The organism is Mycobacterium sp. SVM_VP21, from assembly GCA_024758765.1.
Taxonomy (GTDB): Bacteria; Actinomycetota; Actinomycetes; order Mycobacteriales; family Mycobacteriaceae; genus Mycobacterium; species Mycobacterium heraklionense_C.
Genome location: CP101406.1, coordinates 1,540,825 through 1,561,622, shown reverse-complemented (window position 1 = coordinate 1,561,622; position 20,798 = coordinate 1,540,825). Strand labels below are relative to the sequence as shown.

At 67.6% G+C, this 20,798-nt stretch carries 16 protein-coding genes; 6 read left to right on the top strand and 10 right to left on the bottom strand.

The window, feature by feature from the left end; translation table 11 throughout:
• Positions 1–4 precede the first annotated feature (4 nt).
• Complete coding sequence (locus NM962_07505) at positions 5–1,426, bottom strand: NADP-dependent succinic semialdehyde dehydrogenase (protein UVO13904.1); 1,422 nt, start codon at positions 1,424–1,426, stop codon at positions 5–7.
• 74 nt (positions 1,427–1,500) lie between these two features.
• On the opposite strand from NM962_07505, the gene NM962_07500 reads away from it, so the two are divergent.
• Entirely contained in the window at positions 1,501–2,427 is a 927-nt protein-coding gene (locus tag NM962_07500) for a hypothetical protein (protein UVO13903.1), read from the top strand.
• A 238-nt stretch (positions 2,428–2,665) separates the two neighbouring features.
• Here the strand turns inward: NM962_07500 and NM962_07495 are convergent, their stop codons facing one another.
• On the bottom strand, positions 2,666–6,919 hold the full coding sequence (locus tag NM962_07495; protein UVO13902.1) for an alpha-(1->3)-arabinofuranosyltransferase: 4,254 nt from the start codon (positions 6,917–6,919) through the stop codon (positions 2,666–2,668).
• Positions 6,920–6,977: 58 nt separating this feature from the next.
• Positions 6,978–7,151 (bottom strand): DUF2613 domain-containing protein, encoded by a 174-nt coding sequence (locus NM962_07490; protein ID UVO13901.1) that lies wholly within the window; start codon positions 7,149–7,151, stop codon positions 6,978–6,980.
• A 248-nt stretch (positions 7,152–7,399) separates the two neighbouring features.
• On the opposite strand from NM962_07490, the gene NM962_07485 reads away from it, so the two are divergent.
• On the top strand, positions 7,400–8,587 hold the full coding sequence (locus NM962_07485; GenBank protein UVO13900.1) for a glycoside hydrolase family 3 protein: 1,188 nt from the start codon (positions 7,400–7,402) through the stop codon (positions 8,585–8,587).
• 78 nt (positions 8,588–8,665) lie between these two features.
• The gene (locus NM962_07480) at positions 8,666–9,292 is read left to right on the top strand and encodes a TetR/AcrR family transcriptional regulator (protein UVO13899.1); all 627 of its coding nucleotides are present in this window, start codon (positions 8,666–8,668) and stop codon (positions 9,290–9,292) included.
• A 12-nt stretch (positions 9,293–9,304) separates the two neighbouring features.
• Here the strand turns inward: NM962_07480 and NM962_07475 are convergent, their stop codons facing one another.
• Complete coding sequence (locus NM962_07475) at positions 9,305–10,798, bottom strand: PE-PPE domain-containing protein (GenBank protein UVO13898.1); 1,494 nt, start codon at positions 10,796–10,798, stop codon at positions 9,305–9,307.
• Positions 10,799–10,934: 136 nt separating this feature from the next.
• On the opposite strand from NM962_07475, the gene NM962_07470 reads away from it, so the two are divergent.
• Positions 10,935–11,540: a TetR family transcriptional regulator gene (locus NM962_07470; protein ID UVO13897.1), complete on the top strand. Its 606-nt coding sequence runs from the start codon at positions 10,935–10,937 to the stop codon at positions 11,538–11,540.
• A gap of 19 nt (positions 11,541–11,559) precedes the next feature.
• Here NM962_07470 and NM962_07465 read toward each other — a convergent pair whose 3' ends face one another.
• Positions 11,560–12,402, bottom strand: a complete 843-nt coding sequence (locus NM962_07465) for a dehydratase (protein ID UVO13896.1) — start codon at positions 12,400–12,402, stop codon at positions 11,560–11,562.
• A gap of 5 nt (positions 12,403–12,407) precedes the next feature.
• Entirely contained in the window at positions 12,408–13,781 is a 1,374-nt protein-coding gene (locus NM962_07460; GenBank protein UVO13895.1) for a 3-oxoacyl-ACP reductase, read from the bottom strand.
• Between the two features lie 141 nt (positions 13,782–13,922).
• On the opposite strand from NM962_07460, the gene NM962_07455 reads away from it, so the two are divergent.
• On the top strand, positions 13,923–15,278 hold the full coding sequence (locus NM962_07455; protein UVO13894.1) for an acetyl-CoA C-acetyltransferase: 1,356 nt from the start codon (positions 13,923–13,925) through the stop codon (positions 15,276–15,278).
• A gap of 153 nt (positions 15,279–15,431) precedes the next feature.
• Here the strand turns inward: NM962_07455 and NM962_07450 are convergent, their stop codons facing one another.
• The 4 genes from NM962_07450 to NM962_07435 form a co-directional block, all read right to left on the bottom strand.
• Positions 15,432–16,178 (bottom strand): DJ-1/PfpI family protein, encoded by a 747-nt coding sequence (locus NM962_07450; GenBank protein UVO13893.1) that lies wholly within the window; start codon positions 16,176–16,178, stop codon positions 15,432–15,434.
• Positions 16,179–16,190: 12 nt separating this feature from the next.
• Positions 16,191–17,159 (bottom strand): GlxA family transcriptional regulator, encoded by a 969-nt coding sequence (locus tag NM962_07445; protein ID UVO13892.1) that lies wholly within the window; start codon positions 17,157–17,159, stop codon positions 16,191–16,193.
• A 101-nt stretch (positions 17,160–17,260) separates the two neighbouring features.
• Complete coding sequence (locus NM962_07440; GenBank protein UVO13891.1) at positions 17,261–18,334, bottom strand: acetylserotonin O-methyltransferase; 1,074 nt, start codon at positions 18,332–18,334, stop codon at positions 17,261–17,263.
• A gap of 110 nt (positions 18,335–18,444) precedes the next feature.
• Positions 18,445–19,050, bottom strand: a complete 606-nt coding sequence (locus tag NM962_07435; GenBank protein ID UVO13890.1) for a TetR/AcrR family transcriptional regulator — start codon at positions 19,048–19,050, stop codon at positions 18,445–18,447.
• A 260-nt stretch (positions 19,051–19,310) separates the two neighbouring features.
• Here NM962_07435 and NM962_07430 point away from each other — a divergent pair, with 260 nt between their 5' ends.
• A complete protein-coding gene (locus NM962_07430; protein ID UVO13889.1) occupies positions 19,311–20,786 on the top strand; it encodes a PPE family protein in 1,476 nt (491 codons plus the stop codon).
• The last annotated feature ends 12 nt before the right edge of the window (positions 20,787–20,798 follow it).

The following is a 20,798-nucleotide window of genomic DNA, read 5'->3' as shown; positions in this document are numbered from 1 at the left end:
GGCGTCAGGCCACCCACACCGTCTTGAGGTTGCAGAACTCCCGGATGCCGTGGCCCGAGAGTTCCCGGCCGTACCCGGATCGCTTGATCCCGCCGAACGGCAGCTCCGGGTAGGACACCGTCATCCCATTGATGAAGACCTGGCCGGCCTCGATCTCGTCGGCAAACCGGCTGATCTCGGCCTCGTCGCGGGTCCAGGCATTGGATCCCAGCCCGAACGGGCTGGCGTTGGCGATCTCGATGGCCTCGTCGATGTCGGCGGCGCGGTACACCGATGCCACCGGGCCGAACACCTCCTCGGTGAAGATCGCCATGTCACGGCTGATGTCGGTGATCACGGTGGGCGGATAGAACCAGCCCGGGCGGTTGAGTCGCTTGCCACCGCAACGGATCACCGCGCCGGCCGCGGCGGCGGCATCGACCTGCTGCGCCACCTCGTCGCGGCCCGATTCGGTGGCCAGCGGTCCAACATCGGTGTCCGGGTCGGTCGGGTCGCCGACCCGCAGCGCCGACATCTGGCCGACGAACTGGGTGACGAAGTCGTCATAGATGTCGGTGTGGACGATGAATCGCTTTGCCGCGATGCATGATTGGCCATTGTTCTGCACCCGCGCGGTCACTGCGGTACGCACCGCGGACTCCAGGTCGGCCGAGGGCATGACGATGAACGGGTCGCTGCCGCCCAGTTCCAGCACGGTGTGTTTGACCTCGTCGCCGGCGATAGCGGCGACCGAACGCCCGGCGGGTTCGCTGCCGGTCAGGGTTGCCGCCGCCACCCGCGGGTCGCGCAGCACCCGCTCGACGGCACCCGAGGAGATCAGCAGAGTCTGGAAGCAGCCATCAGGGAAACCGGCGCGGGTCAGCAGGTCGGCGAGGTACAGCGCGGTCTGCGGCACATTCGACGCGTGTTTGAGCAGGCCCACGTTGCCGGCCATCAGGGCTGGAGCGGCAAAGCGGACCGCCTGCCACAGCGGGAAGTTCCACGGCATCACCGCCAGTACCACCCCGAGAGGCTGATAGCGGGCGAACGCCTTGGATGCGTTGACCTTCGACGCGTCGGTGACTTCGTCGGCCAGCAATTCCGCGCTGTGGTCGGCGTAGTAGCGGAAGCCCTTGACGCACTTGAGTGCTTCGGCCTTGGCCGAGGTCAAGGTCTTGCCCATCTCAAGGGTCATCATGGCGGCGACTTCGTCGGCGTCAGCCTCCAGCAGATCAGCGGCGGCGTGCATCCATCTGGCGCGCTGAGCGAAATCGGTGCGGCGGTAGTCGACGAAGCGATTCGCCGCGCGCGTGATCGCGGCATCGACTTCCGCGTCGCTGGCGGCGGTGAACGTCTTGACCGTTTCGCCGGTGGCCGGGTTGGTCGTGGCTATCGGTGTTGCGGGCACGCGGGCCTCCTTCTCAGGCGCTGCGGTGTGAGAGTGCATGTCCAGCCTGCCACCATCGAACCGCGTAGGCTCGCCTCGAGCCAGCGTCAGTACATCGATACGGGAGTCGCCCGATGCGTTTTAACCCACCGCCCAACTGGCCGCCCCCGCCACCTGGCTGGGCGCCGGATGCCAACTGGGCGCCGGATCCGACGTGGCCGCCCCCGCCCCCGGGCTGGGCGCTATGGGTGGAGGACGACGCTGTAGGCGTGGCGCCCGGGGGCTATCCGGCCTATGGTGCGCCGTGGCCGATTCCGGCGCCTGAGCCCAGGTCACGCAAGGTGTTGTGGTTGTCGCTGGCCGCGGCTGCAGTGGTGGTCGCGGTGGTCGCCGGGCTGGTTCTGAGCCTGGGCGGCCGACTCACGGCCGAGGACAAGCCGTCTCGCAAACCTGACATCAAGGATCTGACGTCGGAGATGTTGGTGGAGCGGTCCTCGTTCCCGGATCCGTCCGGCGGAAAGTGGATCAGCGGGGTGAACAGCGCCGGCGACGCTCCCTCGGACATGCCGAATCTGACGGTCGACCCGCCCGAGTGCGCCGACTTCTACTCCAGTCCCTCCTCCGCCACGCAGACCGCGACGGCGACGCTGGCCAAGCTGCAGCCCGGCGGCCTGCATACGATGCGTGTGCGACTGGCCCTCACGCCGGACCACCCGAACCTCAAGCGGTTCGTGGAGAAGTGCCAGACGTTCAAGCAGACCTTCGAACAGGGTGGGCGCTCGGTGACCACCGATATCCAGATGAACCCGCTGGATGCGGACGGGGTGCCGCCGTGGGCGGTCGCGACCGTGATCACCAGCGCCAGCAAGGCCGCGATCCGGTTGCCGATCTCGATCACCGCATCCACCATCTCCGGCTATTACCGCGGGGTCCTCGTCGTGGCGACCAGCAACGACATCGGGTTGCGTGTGGAGAGCGACGGATCCGATGACGCCACGCACGCCGAGGACCTGGTGAAGCTGTTCAACACGCAGATCGAGAAGCTCGAAGCCGCGCAGTAGCTGCGTCCTTCGCCTCAGATGCCGCGTGGGCCCCACCGGCCCCGTGGCGGAACCATGTGGTGCTGTTCGATTCGGATATCGCATGCGCTATCGCCTGTTGGTGGGCCAGGTCGTGATAGCGCCGCCGATATCCGAATCGAACAGCACACTATGGCGGCCCGACGGTGCGCACGGGGCAGATGTGGCGGGAGCGCACCTAGGGGCGGTGGTCTGCTTCGTCCGACTCCGTCGGCTGGGCTTATTGCGGTGGCCCGCTGCCCTCGACTCCGTCGAGCTTGCGACCACCGCGTGCAACCACCGCCGTCGCCGCGAGGACTGCCACCGAGACCAGGGCCGCCAGCTGCACCCCCGCGGAATGGCCGGCATAGCCGTCCACCGAGCGCCAGGGATGCCGGCACAGGATCGCGCCCCCCGTGATCAGGCCGCCGGCGCTCAACCCGAGCCGGGCCGCATCAAATGCGCGCTGCCGATGCCGCAATGCGAACAGCAACACCATCGCGGCGCCGAACACCGCCGCCCCGGCGGTCCCGGCGATCAAGAAGCCGACCGTCAGCGCACCGGTCGCCGCCACGCGGCGGCTCGGCCCCCACGGCGCTGCCGGCGGGCCGGGATCGCGGACCCGCCGCACTGGCCACCAGGCCAGCAACGCCAACAGTGGTAGCAGAGCCAGTCCGCCGGCCATCCCGAGCCGGTACATCCGATTAGGCCCAAACGTCAGCGTGATCGGCCCGTCGGTTCCCGCGGGCAGCACAAAGCCCTGCTGCCATCCATTGACCGCTACCGGAACCAAGCGTGTGCCGTCCGACGTGCGCGCCACCCACCCGCCATTGATGCTCTCCGGCACGACCAGCACCCGAGCGGCCGCCGCGGGGGGCACCGTCACCTCACGCCGGTCCGCGCTCCACGTGCCGAGTAGCGCCGATGTGGTCGCCGCTGCGCCCGTGGCCGCTGAGGGCCCGGACAGCGTTGCGCCGTCGACGACGAACGCCGGTCCCGGGCTGATCATCAATTCCTGCGCGCCGGGCGGCAACGCGATCGGACGCAGATCGCACGCCTGCGCCGCCACCGGCTTGTCGTCGAGCAGTGCGCCGACAGTGGTGGTGATCGAGGTGTGCACGAACCGGCCGGCGATCGCGATGATCGGCCCATGGTCGCAGTCGACGTGGACCGCACGTGACCGGTTGCGGGCGTGATCTGCGGGGGCAACGGGACGTCCGTCGGCGCCGAGCACACTGACCTCGGCCAGCCCCGGCGGCTTGAGCTGATCGAATCCGATCGCGGTGCGGTCGATCACGTCCTCCCACTCCAGCAGGCTGATCGTGACCGTGTCGGTGACCCGCGGCAGCAAACTCACCCGCTGATCGTCAGATTCCCCCAGTTCCCGGACCTCAGGGCCGGAGCCGAGGTCCACGGCCACCAGCGTGGGATGCGCCGGCAGCGGGGATTGACTGGGAGTGAACCGCACTCCGCTCACCTTGACCGGCCGCGGCAAAGTGATGGTCAGGGTCGGCGGAGATCGGTGCGCGACCACTCGCTGTGACGCTGTCCACGCCGTGCCCGGGTCACCGTCGGCCGCGGCATATGCCGACCCCTGCACGTCGAGCACGTCGGCGTCGCCGCGGGCCCGCAAGGCGCCCGGCTCAGCGATCAGGTCGACCAGGTTCGGGCCCTGACGCGGTCGCACCCACACGGTCGGGGTCACCGACATGGGTCGCGGCACGTTCAGGGTGCGGCTGAAGCTGGCGGGCTCCTCGGGCTCCAGCATCATCGACGCCGCGCAGCGCACTGCGCCGTCGGCTGTCGCGCAGCCGGTCCGGCCCGGCAAGCCCGCACCCAAGTCCCACTGCGCCACTTGAGCGCCCGCGGGTGGCGCGGGAACCAGCGCCGTGTGGCGCAGGTCGACCGGATGAGCGAAGCCCGAAGCGTCGTACTGGGTGATCGCCAAATCGGTGATGCCGAACTGCACGCCGGGGGAGCCGTCGTCGGTGCCCGACGCGGTGATCCGCACCCAGGGTGTTTCGCCGTAAGGCAGCGCAGCGATCAGGGGCTCGCCGGCGCGGTCGAACCGCAACGTGGTGGTGCCGTTGACCGTGGAGATCTGTATCCGCCGCACCTGCGCGCCGACGGCCGTCGCACTGGGCGTCAAGGTGATGGTGCCGTTGGTCAGCGGGTGGTCGAAGTCCACCTGCAGCCATTGGCCGACCGCCGACTGCAGGGCGTTGGACACCCAGGCGGTTCCCGAGTCGCCGTCGATGGCGGCGGCCGGTGAGGTCGACGGTGCGACATCGGGCAGCGTGGTGGCGTCCGAGGACGAGCTGGACGCGGTCAGCCGGCCGCCGAGCCAGCCGCCGAACACCGTGTTGGCGCCAGGGGTCGGATAGTCCGGTACCCGGCTGTGGGTGTGCCGGGCGTCGCCGGCTGCGCGGATCGTCGACGAATGGTCATCGACCCGGCCGTAGTCGGTCTCGCGAGCCAGGGGCGTGTCGGTGACGGTGACTACCGGTGTGGCCAAGTCCGCGCGCCGGGCGTCGGCGGTCATCAGCACCGGGCCCAGCGCGGGCTCTCCGCGCAATCGGCGGTGTTCGTCGAGTCGCAGCAACACCTCCGGGCCGCCGTCGACCCGCGGCATCGCGTCAAGGTCGGTCAGGTACGGCGCTCCCGGATTTGCATCGGCCGCGGGATCGCCTACCCGGTAGATCTCGATCGCCGGATAGGCCGGCCGCAGGCCGCTGTCGGCGACGAAACCCCGGACGGTGCCTGACCCGACCGGATCGCCGAATTGGGCCACCCGCTGCAATCCCGGTGAGCCGTCGACCGCGCGGTGCACCAGCAGTGGCCGGGCCGAGCGGGAGTTGTCGGGGTCCAGGTCGTTGCGCACCACCAGGTAGGAGATGCCTTGTCGGACCAGGGTGTCGGCCAACCCTGCCGACGGGCGGCCGGCGGCGAACAGGCGCTGTACCGAGTCGAGCGCCCGAATGGTTTGCGGCGGCGTCAGTGGGATCGAGTCGCGCACCCCCCACGGGCCGACGTCGAGGACCTGCAACGGTTCGTCGTGGCTGGTGCCCCAGGTTTGGGTGGCAAACGGCGCCCCCGGTGCTACCAGCACCCGGCCGGGGGTGGGACCGCCGTTGTTGTGCTCGGCGAGCCAAGCCGCGGCGTCGCGCCAATATTGCGGCAGGGCGCTGAATGTTCCTGGCGGGGTGAGCCGGCCGGTCCAGGCCAGTGACGTCGAGACCATCAGCGCCGTCAGGACCACCAGACCGACCGCGGCTGACTTGTGGTGTTCGGGGTGGACGAACGCGCGCCGCCACACCGGTGTCGGCGCGCTGCCCGGCAGCGGGATGCGGCCCAGCAGATGGATGAGCCCCAGCACCAGCGGGATCCGGATCACCGACTCGAGTTTGTGCAGATTGCGTAGCGGCGCCCCGGCGCCGTCGAGGAAGGCCTGCACCGTGTGGGCCAGCGGCGAGCCCAGCCCACCCGCGTAACCGATGGCCAGCAGCGTCACCCCGATCAGCAGCATGGTGACCAGCCGTCCGGCGCCGGGCAAGCGCCGAGACAGCATGCCGGTCAGTCCGGCCAGACCCGCGGCCGCCACTAGGCAGGTGCCCAGAATCATTACTGGGCGGGTGACCAGCGGCGCCCCTGCCGTGGCATTCGGCGCGACGAACGGTGTCCAGCTGTGGGTGCCGCGCAGCATCTCGGTCAGCGACGTCCACCGGGTGGTGACGCCGGCCGATTCGATGAAGTCCAGGAACGGCGGGCTGACCCGGCCTAGCAGCAGCAGGGCCACTACCCACCAGGTGGCGGCCAACACCAGCGCGAGCAGCCACCAGCCGGTGAACCGCCACCAGCGCCGGTTCGGGCGATGACACAGCCACCAGATGATCGCCGGCAGGCACCCCGCGAGCGTCGCGACCGCGTTCACGGCGCCCATCAACGCAACCGCGACGCCAGCCTGTCCGGCCAGCACCCGTGCGGGCCGCTCCGGGGTGTCCTGGCCCGGATCCCGTGGCGCCCCCAACGCCCGGATGACCGGCAGCAACACCCAGGGGGCCAGCATCATCGGCAGCGTCTCGGAAGAGATGGAACCCAGAGTGGTGAGCACTCGTGGCGACAGGGCGAACGCGGTGGCGCCGATCAACCGTGCCGTCGGGGTCCCGATCCGCAACGTCTCGGCGACCCGCAGCAGGCCCCAGAATCCCACCGTGAGCAGCACCGCCCACCACAGCCGCTGCACGATCCAGCCGGGCAGCCCCAGTAGCTCACCGGCCAGGAAGAAGGTGCCGTGCGGGAACAGGTAGCCGTATGCCTGGTTCTGCACCTGGCCGAACGGGAGTTCGCTGCTCCATAGGTTGGCGGCACGAGTCAGAAACCGCAGCGGAGCGATGGTCAGATCGAGCTTGGTGTCCGGAGAGATCCGTCCCGGAGCCTGCAGCAGGCTGAAAGTCAGAGAGACGGCGCCGACCAGCCACAACCAGCGCCGGGACAACGGTGTTACAGCCTGCGGCGTTGCCGGCGGAAGGTCAGGCGTTGCCGGCGTTCGCAGGTCAGCCGCGGTTGCCGTATTCCACCCTGTTCAGCACCGAGGACTGCGGGTCGCCACCGGCGATCTGCGGCTTGGTGTCTTGTTGCACCATCAGCGTGACCCCGAAGACGGCCGCCGCACCCAGCAACACCCCCACGACGATGCTTATGGCGGCCGGCACCACGAACCGAGGCATGGTCAGGCTCCTTCTGCACTCTCGTGACGTAGATCAGGGGCGCCATCAACATCAGCCCCCGCTTGGGCCCCGACCGCCAACGTAGCACGTGGGCCTTGCGTACTCGGCGGTTCAGTGAGGCTCGACGTAGGAGAGGCGATGCTGGGGCCGCCGCATGAGCCCGGCGGTTCAGTGAGGCTCGACGTAGGAGAGGCGATGCTGGGGCCGCCGCATGAGCCCGGCGGTACCGGCCGTGACAGCATGGTGCGATGCCTGGATCGCTGACTCGACAACTGCCCGCTCTGCTGCTGGCCGCCGCGGTGCTGCCGACACTCGTCACGTCGTGCTCGCACCGTGACGAGACGCCCGCACCGTCGTCTGACACCGCGGCGTCGCCTACTGCGACGGCCTCCGCGCCGGTGGATCCGGTGTGTGCGCAGGTGTCGGCCCTGTCGGTCCGCGACAAGCTGGCGCAGCTGGTGATGGTGGGGGTCCGCGACGCGGCCGACGCCCGCGCGGTGGTGACCGATCACCACGTCGGCGGCATCTTCATCGGCAGCTGGACCGAGCTGTCCATGCTCACCGATGGTTCGCTGAAGGAGATCAAGGAAAGCCAAGCGCCGACCGGTCCGCTGCCGCTGGCGGTCAGCGTGGACGAGGAGGGCGGCCGGGTATCGCGCTTGTCGTCGCTGATCGGGAAGTCGCCGTCGGCGAAGGAGCTGGCGCAGAGCAGTAGCGTCGCGCAGGTACGTGAGTTGGCCGCCGAGCGGGGCCGCAAGATGGCTGACCTGGGCATCACCGTCGACTTCGCGCCGGTTGTCGACGTGGTGGACGCCGACACCGACGAAGACACCGTGATCGGTGACCGTTCGTTCGGTTCGGATCCGGCCAAGGTCACCGAGTACGCCGGCGCGTACGCGCAGGGTCTGCGGGACGCCGGGCTGCTGCCGGTGCTCAAGCACTTCCCCGGCCACGGCCACGGTTCCGGTGACTCGCACACGGCCGGCGCGGTGGTCACACCGCCGCTGGCGCAGTTGCAGGACAACGACTTGGTGCCCTACCGCACCCTGGTCACCGAGGCGCCGGTGGCGGTGATGATGGGCCACCTGGAAGTGCCCGGGCTGACCGAGGATCCAGCCAGCCTGAGCCCGGCGGCGGTCAAGCTGCTGCGCACCGGCACCGACTATCACGGCCCGGCGTTCGATGGCCCAGTGTTCAGCGACGACCTGTCGTCGATGGCGGCGATCACGGAGCATTACGGGGTCGCCGAAGCGGTGCTGCGCAGTCTTCAGGCCGGTGTCGACATCGCACTGTGGGTCACCACAGACGAGGTGCCCGCGGTGTTGGACCGGCTGGAGCAGGCGGTGTCTGCCGGCGAGCTGAAGCAGGAAGCCGTCGACGCGTCGCTGGCGCGCGTCGCCGCGGTCAAGAAGCCCGGTACGCACTGCCACGGGTGATTCCGGCGGCACGAGCAGCACACAAGTTACTCTTCGGTAAGATCGGGCCGAGGGGGAGCGCGGAAGGACCTCGAGGCGATGGCAGCTGGTAGCAAGCGGTTACCGCGGGCCGTGCGCGAACAGCAGATGCTCGACGCCGCGGTGCAGATGTTCTCGGTCAACGGCTACCACGAGACCTCGATGGATTCGATCGCCGCGGCTGCGCAGATCTCCAAGCCGATGCTCTACCTGTACTACGGCTCCAAAGAAGAACTGTTCGGGGCATGTCTGGACCGCGAACTGCGCCGCTTCGTCGAGTCGGTGCGCACCGAAATTGACTTTCAGCAGCCCCCGAAAGACATGCTGCGCAATACAATTCGGGCTTTCTTGCGCTACATCGACGCCAACCGGGCGTCGTGGATCGTGATGTACACCCAAGCCACCAGTTCGCAGGCGTTCGCCCACACCGTGCGCGAGGGCCGCGAGCGAATCATCGAGCTGGTCGGCCGGCTGTTGCGGGCCGGCACGCGTAAGCCCGAACCGGGCGTCGACTTCGAGCTGATGGCGGTCGCGCTGGTAGGCGCCGGCGAGGCGATCGCGAGCCGGGTCAGCACCGGCGACACCGCCGTCGATGAAGCCGGCGAGCTGATGATCGACTTGTTCTGGCGCGGCCTCAAAGAAGCCCCCGGCGGCCGCGACGGCGCCGACACCGTTGCGGCCGGGTAGCCCGGCGCGGCCTCACGCCGTGAAGAGGCTCTGGAGGTCGGCCGTGATGTCCCGGATCGCGCCGTTGAGTGCGAGGAATTCGAAACCGGCTCCCAGTGTGCCCAACCCGATGATGCCGGCGATCGGCAGGCCGACAGCGTTGAGGATGTCGCCTTCGGCGAGTTCCTGGGCGAACACATCGAGCGCGTACGCCGGCGCGGTGGTGAACAGGGCGTTGAGGATATCGGCGGTCGGAAGCAGCGCGGCATACGCCGTCGAGGCGATACTGCTGAACGTGTTGACGATTTCGGTCAGGCTGGGCAGCGCGAATGACGTGAGGTCGCCCGCCGAGGCGCCCAGGAAATCGGCTGCACTGGGGAACGACAGATTCGACAGGTCGCTGACGAAGTTGTTCCAGCCCTCTTGCGCCCCATTGCCCAGCGCTGTCAGAACCTCACCCCAGTTGAGGTCGGTCGGGAACAACGCGAAGGGGTCGGCCACATTGGCAGGGCCGGCGGACCAGCCTTCGGTGATGCTGCCGTAGCCCAGGTTCACCAGGACGCGCGTAGCCGGTTCCAGTAGGTCGTAGATCGGCTGGCCGATGACCGGGATCGACTGCAGCGGCATCAACAGCGGCAATATCTCGCTGGGAATCATGAAGTAGTGGGTGTTTCCGTCGTAGCCCTCGCTCATCGGCAACTCGATGGCCGTCGCCAGCTGCTCGGCGGTCAGGCTTGGGTAGATCGTGTGCTCGTAGATGATGCCCAGGACGGCGTTGAGGTCGGCGAGAAAATTGATCGGGTATTTCGGGAAGTCGGCGTAGCCGTCGTATTCCAGGGTGTAGACGGAGGTGTCCCACGGAGTGCCGTCCGGGATCGCGCCGTTGAACGTGATGCCCAGGCTCGGGATAGTCGGGTAGCTGCCATCGTTCAAGATGTCGAAGCGCTCGAATAGGCCGCCGTTGGGATTGTTGGGGGCACCGAGCAGCACGAAGGACAGCTGGTCGGCGGTCGGCTGTTGGTCGGGAGGCAGCGCTAACAGATCACGCATCACGATGGTGGAAATGGTGCTGCTCTGGGAGTAGCCCAGTACGACGAGGTTGTTCCCGTCGGCGATCTGCCTGTTGATCGTGTCGTGCAGGATGGTGACGCCCTGGGCGATGGACGGATCCAGTTCCAGGCTCTTGACGCCGCTGTTGGGGTAGAGGCCTTCCGGTGTGAACAGGGGGTTGGTCTTGTCCACGGGGTAGCGGGGTTGGCCGTCGAAGAACGGGGTGGCGGGATCGATGTAGCGGTCAAAGAGCGCGTCCATGTAGCTCTGGGGCGGGATCGGCAGGCCGCTGCCGCCCATGATCCATGCCTCGGTGTCCAGTAATTTCACTTGGGCCGCAACGGTTTTCCACGCGGTGGTCGATACCGAGTGCAGGGCCGGGGACACGCCTAGGGTGACGGCGGAGGTGATGGCCAACGGTACGGCGAGCGCGTGCAGTGGCCGGCTGGTGTTGTCGAGACGAAACGCGAAGGTCATCGGTGTGTCCTTACAATGCCTCATGGCAAGGTCTTCAGGCCTGAACAGCGGAAATGACGACCGAGCCCCAGTTGACTGTTCATCTGATCAGTCAGATTAGCTGTGGCGGACCTGTTAATGCAATAGGGGAATCCCAATGAAAAATGGCACGCGGGCCGAGCAGCGCGCCGCCACGCGTCAAGCATTGGTGGGCGCGGCAGTTGAACTACTGCGGACCGAGGGGGTCGTCGCGGTGACCACGCGCCGCGTCGCCGGCGCAGCGACCGTGTCGCAAAGCACGGTGATGTACCACTTCCCGACCCGCGATGACCTGGTGACAGCCGCGGTCGCTCAGCTTGCCTTCGAACTAGCCAATCAGGCCCGCATCCACTTCGAAGAGACGGCCGCGACCGCCACGCTGGACCTGGGCGGGTATCTCGACCTGATCTGGCGCGAATTCACCACGCCCCAAGCGCTTTCGGTCGCTCAGCTGTGGGTGGCGTGTTGGACCGACCCGCAACTGGCCAAGACGGTGAAGTCGCTGGAGCAACACATCTACGGTCTGGCGGTCGCCTCCGCCGAGGCGCTACCTGCGGCGGGCCCAGGGTTTTCCGCGCGGGCCTACATGGACACCGTGATGGTGGTCGTCCGTGGGCTGGTGATGTCGATTCCGGTCTGGGGGATCGAGGTCGTCAGCGCCCGCTGGGAGGTCAGCAAGGTGACTTTGCTGAAGGCGGCCGGCTTCGCGGTCGACAACGCCTAACGGGCGACGGCGGTGCCGGCTACAGCGCCCGCACCGCCCCGGTCAGGTAGGGGTAACCCTTGGCGACGTTGCGCAGTGCCAGATCCCAGCCGCCGTCGACCTTGTCGATGTAGAGGCCGGGGCTTGCCGGCAGCAGCATCGGCTTGCCGAACCGCACCGTGTAGTCCACTGCGTCCGGAAGCGCACCTTCGATGTTGGCCAGAACCGTTGCCGCCGAGAACATCCCGTGCGCGATCGCGGTGGGGAAGCCGAACAGCTTGGCGCCGATCGAGCTGGTGTGGATCGGGTTGTGATCGCCGCCGGCCGATGCGTAGCGGCGAATCTGGCCCGGGGTCACCCGCAGCACCGCGCTGGGCGGGCCCAGCTTGGGCTGTTTGGCCGGCGGCGGCTTCGGCTCGTCGGACAGGCTGGTGCGCTGCTGGTGCAGAAACGTCGTCACCTGATGCCAGGCCGGGTCATTGCCGACGGTGATGTCGGTGACGATGTCGACCAGCAGGCCCTTGCGGTGTTCGCGCAGGTTCTCTGCCCGCACCGTCACTCCGACGGTGTCGGTGACCGCGATCGGGCGGTGGCGGGTGATCCGGTTCTCGGTGTGCACCGAGCCCATCGCGGCGAACGGGAAGTCAAACCCGGTCGCCAGCTCCATCACGGTTGGGAACGTCAGCGCGAAGGGATAGGTCAGCGGTACCTGATCCGCGAAGCGCAGCCCGGTGACGGCTGCGTAGGCCGCGACGTGGGTGGGGTCGATGGCCAGCGCGTCGACCCGCAGCGTCCGGTTCGGCAGGGTTTGCGTGCGCGGAATGAAGGGCAGCGCGCCGGCGACCGCACGCACCATGTTTCTCATGCCACTGGGTTGGGGCATGTGTCTCACGCCCCCAGCATGGCTTGGCCGCAGACCCGGATGGTGTTGCCGGTCACCGCATTCGACGCCGGGCTGGCGAAGTAGCCGATCAGCTCGGCGACGTCCACGGGCTGACCGCCCTGGAACAGCGAGTTCAGCCGACGCCCGACCTCGCGAGTGGCCAACGGTATCGCCGCCGTCATCTCGGTTTCGATGAATCCCGGGGCGACGGCATTGATCGTGATGCCCTTCTTGGCCAGCGTCGGAGCCAGCGCTTCGGTCAGGCCGATCATGCCGGCCTTGGTGGCCGCGTAGTTGGTCTGGCCGCGGTTACCCGCGATCCCGGCCATCGACGACAGGCCGATCACCCGGCCGCCCTCACCGATGCTGCCGTTGGCGACCAATCCTTCGGTAAGACGCTGCGGTGCAAGCAGGTTGACTGCCAGGACCGCGTTCCACCGAGCGTCGTCCATGTTGGCCAGCAACTTGTCGCGAGTGATGCCGGCGTTGTTGACCAATATGTGAGCCTTGCCCCCGTGGTGCTCGGCGAGGTGCGCGGCGATCTGATCCACCGCGTCGTCGGCGGTGACGTCCAGTGCCAGCGCGGTCCCGCCAACCCGGGAGGCCGTCTTCTCCAGCGCCTCGGCGGCCTGCGGCACGTCGATCGCCACCACCTTGGCGCCGTCGCGGGCGAACACCTCGGCGATGGTGGCGCCGATGCCGCGCGCCGCGCCGGTGATGATCGCGACCTTGCCCTCCAGCGGCCGGTCCCAGTCGGCGGGCGCGCTCGAGTCGTCGGCGCCCACGTAGAACACCTGGCCGTCGACGTAGGCCGAGCGGGCCGAGAGGATGAATCGCAGTGTCGACTCCAGGCCGGTGGCCCCGGGCTTGGCATCCGGCGACAGGTACACCAACTGCACTGTGGCGCCGCGCTGCAGTTCCTTGCCCAATGAGCGGGTAAAGCCCTCCAGTGCGCGCTGGGCGATCTGCTCGTCGGCGCTGCCGGCCGCCTCGGGGGTGGTGCCGACAACGACCAGTCGGCCACAGCGGCCCACGTTGCGCAACAGCGGGGTGAAGAACTCGTGCAGCTGGGTCAGCTCAGCGGGGGAGGTGATACCGGTGGCGTCGAAGACCAGCCCGCCGAACGAGTCGGCCCAACGGCCGCCCAGGTTGTCGCCGACCAGCTCGTAGTCGTCGGCCAGTGCGGCCCGCAGCGGCTCGGCCACCCGGCCCGACCCGCCGATCAGCAGGGGCCCGGCCAGTGCCGGCTCGCCGACTCGGTAACGGCGCAGGGTCTCGGCCTGCGGAACGCCGAGCTGCTTGGACAGGAACGATCCGGGGGCGGAGCCCAGGATCTGGGACAACAGGTCCGAGGAGAGCTTGGGGGCCTTGGGGGGCATAGTGCTGCCTTCCATGTGGGGACGTGCCTGGTGCGGGCCACGGTGTCGACAACGAACTTACTCCAGAGTAAGAATACTGGGTAGTATCAGGCCGACCGTCCCCGGCAATGCGGGGGGACCCACCATCAGAGACGAGAGATCGTGGCATCTGCATCTGCTGCTAAAACTGCCGAGGCAACCGCCGGCACGCGACGCCGTGTGGCCGTCCTCGGGGGCAATCGCATTCCCTTCGCGCGCTCCGATGGCGCCTATGCGAACGCGTCCAACCAGGACATGTTCACCGCAGCGTTGGGCGGCCTCATCGATCGATTCGGCCTGGCCGGCGAGAAGCTGGACGCCGTGATCGGCGGGGCGGTGCTCAAGCACAGCCGCGACTTCAACCTGATCCGCGAATCGGTGCTGGGCTCGGCGCTGTCGCCCTACACGCAGGCATTCGACCTGCAGCAGGCCTGTGGCACCGGGCTGCAGGCGGCCATCTGCGCCGCCGACGGAATCGCCGCCGGTCGCTATGAGGTGGCCGCCGCCGGCGGGGTGGACACCACTTCGGATGCGCCCCTGGCAATCGGCAACGAACTGCGCCGCACGCTGCTCGCGCTGCGCCGGGCAAAGTCGAACGTGCAACGGCTCAAGCTTGTCGGCAAGCTACCCGCCGCGTTGGGCGTGGAGATCCCGGCCAACAAAGAAACGCGGACCGGCCTTTCCATGGGTGAGCACCAGGCCATCACCACCAAGCAGATGGGCATCAAGCGGGTCGACCAGGACGAGCTGGCCGCAGCCAGCCACCGCAATATGGCCGCCGCCTATGACCGCGGCTTCTTCGATGACCTGGTGACGCCGTTTCAGGGGCTCTACCGCGACGACAACCTGCGGCCCCAGTCCAGCCCGGAGAAGCTGGCCACGCTCAAGCCGGTGTTCGGCGCGAAGGCCGGTGACGCCACCATGACCGCGGGCAACTCCACTCCGCTCACCGACGGTGCGTCGGTGGCGCTGCTGGCCAGCGAGGAGTGGGCCGCCGCGCACAAGCTGACTCCGCTGGCGTACTTCGTCGACGCCGAGACGGCCGCGGTGGACTACGTCAACGGAGCCGACGGGCTGCTGATGGCCCCGACCTACGCGGTGCCGCGGCTGTTGGCGCGCAACGGCCTGACCCTGCAGGACTTCGACTTCTACGAGATCCACGAGGCGTTCGCCGCCACGGTGCTGTGCCACCTGCAGGCGTGGGAGTCGGCGGAGTACTGCAAGGAGCGGCTGGGACTGGATTCGGCGCTGGGCGCCATCGACCGGTCCAAGCTCAACGTCAACGGCTCGTCGCTGGCCTCGGGGCACCCGTTCGCGGCCACCGGCGGTCGGATCGTGGCGCAGGCCGCCAAGCAGATCGCCGAGGCGAAGGAGCGCCAGAAAGGTGTGAAGGGCACAGCGAAGAACAAGCCGGTGCGTGCGCTGATCTCGATCTGCGCCGCCGGAGGCCAGGGCGTGGCCGCGATTCTGGAGGGGTAGCGGATCGGCGCCGGGGGCAGCGCTGGCTGCCGGCGAGGTTTGACAACCTGTCGAGTCGGGTAATCGACACGCTGGTTGGCTTCGCGTGGTCGCCCGCCCCCAGCAGTAACCGCGGGGCAGCCTACCGGTGGCTCGCCGCTGAACTGAGGGGATTCAGCGGCGAGTCATTTGGCTTCGCCGAGTCATTTGGCTTCGCCGAGTGCGGGCGGCGCCGATCGCGTGATCCCACAGCAGCAGCACGCTGGCCTTCAGCTGGGCCGGTTTCGCTATGTCCCGGGCCATCAGCGCGGTGGCTGCAGCCTTGGTCTGCGCCGACGCCTTCGAAGTGTGGCCGGAGTCGAACGGCGGTTGCGGATCGTATTCGATCACGAGCTGAATGGCTTTGGCGCGGTGCTCGCCGCCGATCCGCGCGGCCAGCCACAGTGCAAGGTCGATCCCGGCCGACACGCCCGCGCCGGTGACGATGTCGCCTTGGTGGACGATGCGTTCGTCACCGACCGGGGCTGCGCCGAACGACTTGAGTGCGCTCAGTGCCGACCAATGCGATGTTGCGCGCTTGCCCTCCAGCAGGCCGGCGGCCGCCAGCACCACCGATCCGGTGCACACCGAGGCGGTCCAGGCGGCGGTCCGCTGGGCCCGTCGTAGCCACTCCAATAAGTCCGCGTCCCGGGCGGCTGCCATGCACCCGGGTCCGCCCGGCACCAAAATGACGTCGGGGGAGGGCGTTTCGTCGAACGAGTGGGTTGCCCCGACCACCAGTGCACCGGAGTCGGCGGTGATCGGCCCCGGCTCGTGCCACACGAAGCGCACCTGCACGTCCGGGAGCCAGCGCAACACCTCGTAGGGGCCGATGAAGTCCAGCGAGGTGAAGCCGGGGTAGAGCACGATTGCGATCTGCATGGGTATTTCCTTTCAGGCGAAGGTCTTGCGGTAGTGATCGGGTGAGATGCCGAGTCGACGAATGAAGGTGCGCCGCAGGGTTTCCGCGGTGCCGAATCCACAGCGTCCGGCAATCGCAACGACGGTGTCGTCGGTCTCCTCGAGTTGTCGGCGTGCGGCCTCGGTGCGCACCCGCTCCACGTACGCGCCCGGCGCCATGCCCACCTCGTCGGTGAAGACCCGGGTGAAGTGTCGGGGGCTCATCGAGGCCCGCGACGCCAGCTCGGTAATCCGGTGCAGGCCACCGGGTTCGGACTCGATCAACTCCTGGACATCACGGATCGGCGCGCGACGCGATCGCGGCAGCCAAGCGGGAACCGCAAACTGGGACTGGCCGCCGGGCCGCCGCAGATACAGCACGAGCCAGCGGGCCGCGGTCTGCGCCACCTCGGTTCCGTAGTCTTCTTCGACCAACGCCAAGGCCAGATCGATACCGGCGGTGACCCCGGCCGCGGTCCACACTGTCGCCGAACTGCGCACGAAGATGGGCTCCGGGTCGACGACGACCGCCGGGAACTCACGGGCCAGCGCGTCGGCGAACGCCCAATGTGTGGTGGTCCGGCATCCGTCGAGGAGACCCGCCTGCGCGGCCAGAAACGCGCCGGTACACACGCTGACCACCCGCCGGGACTGGGCCGCGGCGCGGCGGACCCATTCGACGGTGTCCGGATCGGCCCGCGCTGCCCCGACGCCGACGCCGCCGGGCAGCACCAGGGTGTCGAGAAGCTCGTTCGGTACGGGTAGACGACTCGGCGCGAGAGCCAGCCCGCTGCTGGTGGCGATCGGTGCGCCGTCGACACTCCCCACCGTGACCTGGTAGCCGTCCTCGCCGCGGCCTTGACCGAGCAGGACGAGCGTCGCGGTGGCGAAGACTTCCGCGGGCCCGAAAACATCCAGCGCCTGGATGCCGGGATAGCCGAGGATGACGACGTTGCGTGTCATGCCATCAGTGTCAGCCGCCCGGGCGCTTGGCGTCTACGACATATATCCCACAAATCAGGACATGTGAACGCGGGCAACGGCCGCGCCTGCATGCCGCTCGTTCAGCCGAGCGCATCGTCATGCGCGACCTCGTGTGAGGTGCCTGGCACTGGAGCGGGGGCGCCTTCGAGGAGCGTATAGCCGGAGGGATGTGGCAGGGATGTGGCGTCCAACAGTTCGAACCCGGCGCTGGCGAACAGGTCGACGAATTCGCGACGAGTGCGTTCCCGTCCGCCGACATTCACCAACATGTTGAGGTCACTGAGGTAGACCTGCGGTGGCAGCGATCCGTCTACCGCCGGAGGCAGCACCGGTTCGATGACCAACAACCTCCCGTGGCCCGGGATCACCTGCCGGATCTGGCTCAAGATCGTCGAGCAGCGAGCGTCGTCCCAGTCGTGGATGACGCTTTTGAGCAGGTACAGATCGGCCCCCGGGGGCGCCTCTGCGAAGAAGTCGCCCGTGTGCAATACGCAGCGCCGCTCAAGGCCCGCGGCGGTCAGCGTCGTCTCGGCTTGTGCCAGACCTGCCTCGGTGTCGAACAGGATTCCCGACAAGTGTTTGTGGGCGTTCAGGATGCCCGCCAGCAAAGTGCCGTCGCCACCGCCGATGTCGGCGACCGTGTGGAAGCGGGTGAAATCGTAGGCGTCCGGCAGTTGATGGGCGGTCAACATGGTCCCGGCTTGCATCGCGGCGTTGAACGCTGCGGACAGAGCTGGCCGGGCACACAAGTAGTCGAAGAAGTCGGTTCCGAACACCTGGTTGAACGTGGTGTCACCGGTGCGCACTGCGTGCTCGAGTTCGCGCCAACCGGCCAGCATGGCCGGGTCGCCGAACAGCGTGACGAAGGTGCGCATCGAATCCGGACGATCCGAACGCAGCAATGTGCCGTCTTCGGTTAAGGCGAAGCGGCCAGGTTCAGGCTCGGCCAGCAACCCGAGTGCAGTCATGGCACGAAGCAGCCGAGTCAACGCCTCCGGAGCGGCTCCGACAGCCCGGGCGATCTCACGGTGATCGCGTGCATCCTCGCCGAGGTGGTCGGCGATTCCCATCTTGGCGCCGGTGTAGAGCACTTCGGCCGCCATGGCGCCGAAGATCATCCAATTGAGTCGGCCGCGGCTTTCCAACGTGGTCATGGCCGGCCACGTTACGTCACCGAGGCCAGTCGTGGGGGAGTAAATTCTCGGTATGCGGGCTAGTTTTTCGCCTAATTACGTTGAGGCAATTAGATATTCGCGCAAACCAGCTAACGCTGTTCGTGACACGCGATACCGCTGGAGGCCAGGATGCCGTTCAAGCATGACCAGACCACGTAGCTGAAGTAGGCGTCAGCATCCATCGCCGTATCAGGGAGGCCATGATCAACGTAAGACTCCAAGGCCTCTTGGCGCCGCTCTGCCATCCCGGGGATCCGTGCGGCGTGTTCACGACGGTTTTCCTCGGCGGCGGACACGCTGATCACTATCAGCGCGACTGTAGTGGTCGCCATCATGGCAGCTTCCGGACTGCAACCGCGCCGGATGAGGGCGGCAACTTCGCCAGCCAGCAACGCCTCTCCCGCAGGGCCGCGGGGAAACAGCAGCTGTACGTACGCGGGCAGCCCCGGATGTGCGAGCAAGAACGCCCGCAGCTGCTGAGCTGACGACAGCAGGTGTTCGGCGGCGTCGTGGTCTGGGTCATCGGCGATCTCCAGATCGGACAGGATCCGCTCGCCGACAACGGTTTCCAACCCGAATTTTCCGTCGACATGGCGATATAGCGCCGTCGAGCTAACTCCGAGTTCTAAGGCAACCGCCTGCACGGTGAGGCCGCGTAAGCCTATTCGCACGCCGACCCGTTCGATGTCGTCCACCGAAATCCGGGGGGGACGACCGACCGGTCGCCGAGGGGACACCACCATTTTCTCGCTCCACCATTTATATTTGTTATGCACATAACTAATCGCTCGACGTGCGGTTTCGGCGTCGCGCCACCATCAGGAACCAGAAGGGCTCGCGAAATGGCAATGACAACGTCGTCACCAATACCACCACAGGCTCGTGCCTCAACGCTGACACTGGCCGGCGCTGCCCGAGTCGTGGTCGACCGGGTTGTCGAAGCCGGGACGCGCGCATGACGGAACCGATGTGGATGGCAGTGCCACCGGAGGTGCATTCGACGTTGCTGTCCACCGGGCCGGGGCCGGGGGGCCTGTTGGCCGCGGCGGCCAGTTGGAGCGATCTATCTGTTCACTACGGCACTGCCGCCACCGAGCTCGCTGCGCTGCTGGGCCAAGTCAAGGCCCAGTGGGAGGGGACCGGTGCCGACCGGTATGCCGCAGCACATGTCGGATATCTAGCCTGGCTTGACCAGCAGAGCGACCGCAGTGCAGTAGTCGCGGTGCAACATGAGACAGCAGCTGCCGCATACTCCACGGCCTTGGCCACCATGCCGACGTTGGCCGAACTGGCTTCCAACCGCATTGCCCACGGCGTCCTAGTCAGCACGAACTTTCTTGGGATCAACACCATTCCGATAGCGTCCAACGAAGCTGACTACGTTCGGATGTGGGCACAGGCGGCCACCGCGATGGCCGGCTATCAGGCGGTAGCGGACACCGCGCTGGCCTCGGTTCCCCAAAGTATCGCTGCTCCCGCCATGCTGGCTGCGTCGGCTGAGTCCACATCCACCTTCGACCAGCTCCTACAGTTCATCTTCGGGTGGGCCGAGAACGGCCAGGAGACCATCGATCTGATCAAGGATCCGATTGGCTTCCTGCAACCGTTCTTCACCGATTTTGTCGCCAATCCCGTTTTGGCCCTGAGCACCTGGGGGCCACTGCTCTTCTATGTCAGTTACAACATCTGGGGGTACCCGTTCTGGGGCGCGATCTACGGCATGATCCTCGCCTCGCCATTCCTGCTCACCACGACCCTGGGTCTGGCTGGGCTGGCGGGTCTGGCCGCGCTGCAAACGGCTCCCGCCGCTGCTGAAGTTCCGGACTCCGGAGGTGCCGCGGTTGCCGACAATAGGCCGGGTGGTGCGCCGCAGCTTGCCGCCGGTTCAGTGTCGACGATCTCGGGTGCCGGTACTGGAGTCGGAACCGCGGGGTCGGCGGCGCCATCGGGAGCCACGACTGGAGCTCCGGGCGCGCCGGCTGCGCCCATTTCGGCGCCCTATGCGGTGATTGGATTCCACCCGCCGGACGAGGGCTTCGGTCCCACTCTGACTGACCGGACTGTGGCCAAGGCGCCGCCATCGGGTGTTGATGCCTGTGCGTCGGCAGCGGTTTCGGCAGTTCGACGTCGCAGATCGCGGCGGCGGCGAGGCGGCGAACTGAATCATCACGCGAACGCATTCATGACGATGGACAGTGACGAGGAGTCGGTGGGCACCCGCGAGCCAGTGTGCGAGGCACCGATCACGGCAGCAATTCAGGGCGCGGGGCGGGTCGGTGCCGCCGGAGGTTTCGCAGAAAACAAGACCGAGCGAACAGGTCAGGTCAGGGCGAGCGGCTTAAACATCCTTGACCGCAGTAGCTTCGGTGATAGCCCGACCGAGCCCTTGCTGCCAAGCAACTGGCAGCAAGACCCGCCGGAACGGCCCTGAAGGTCGGCATTG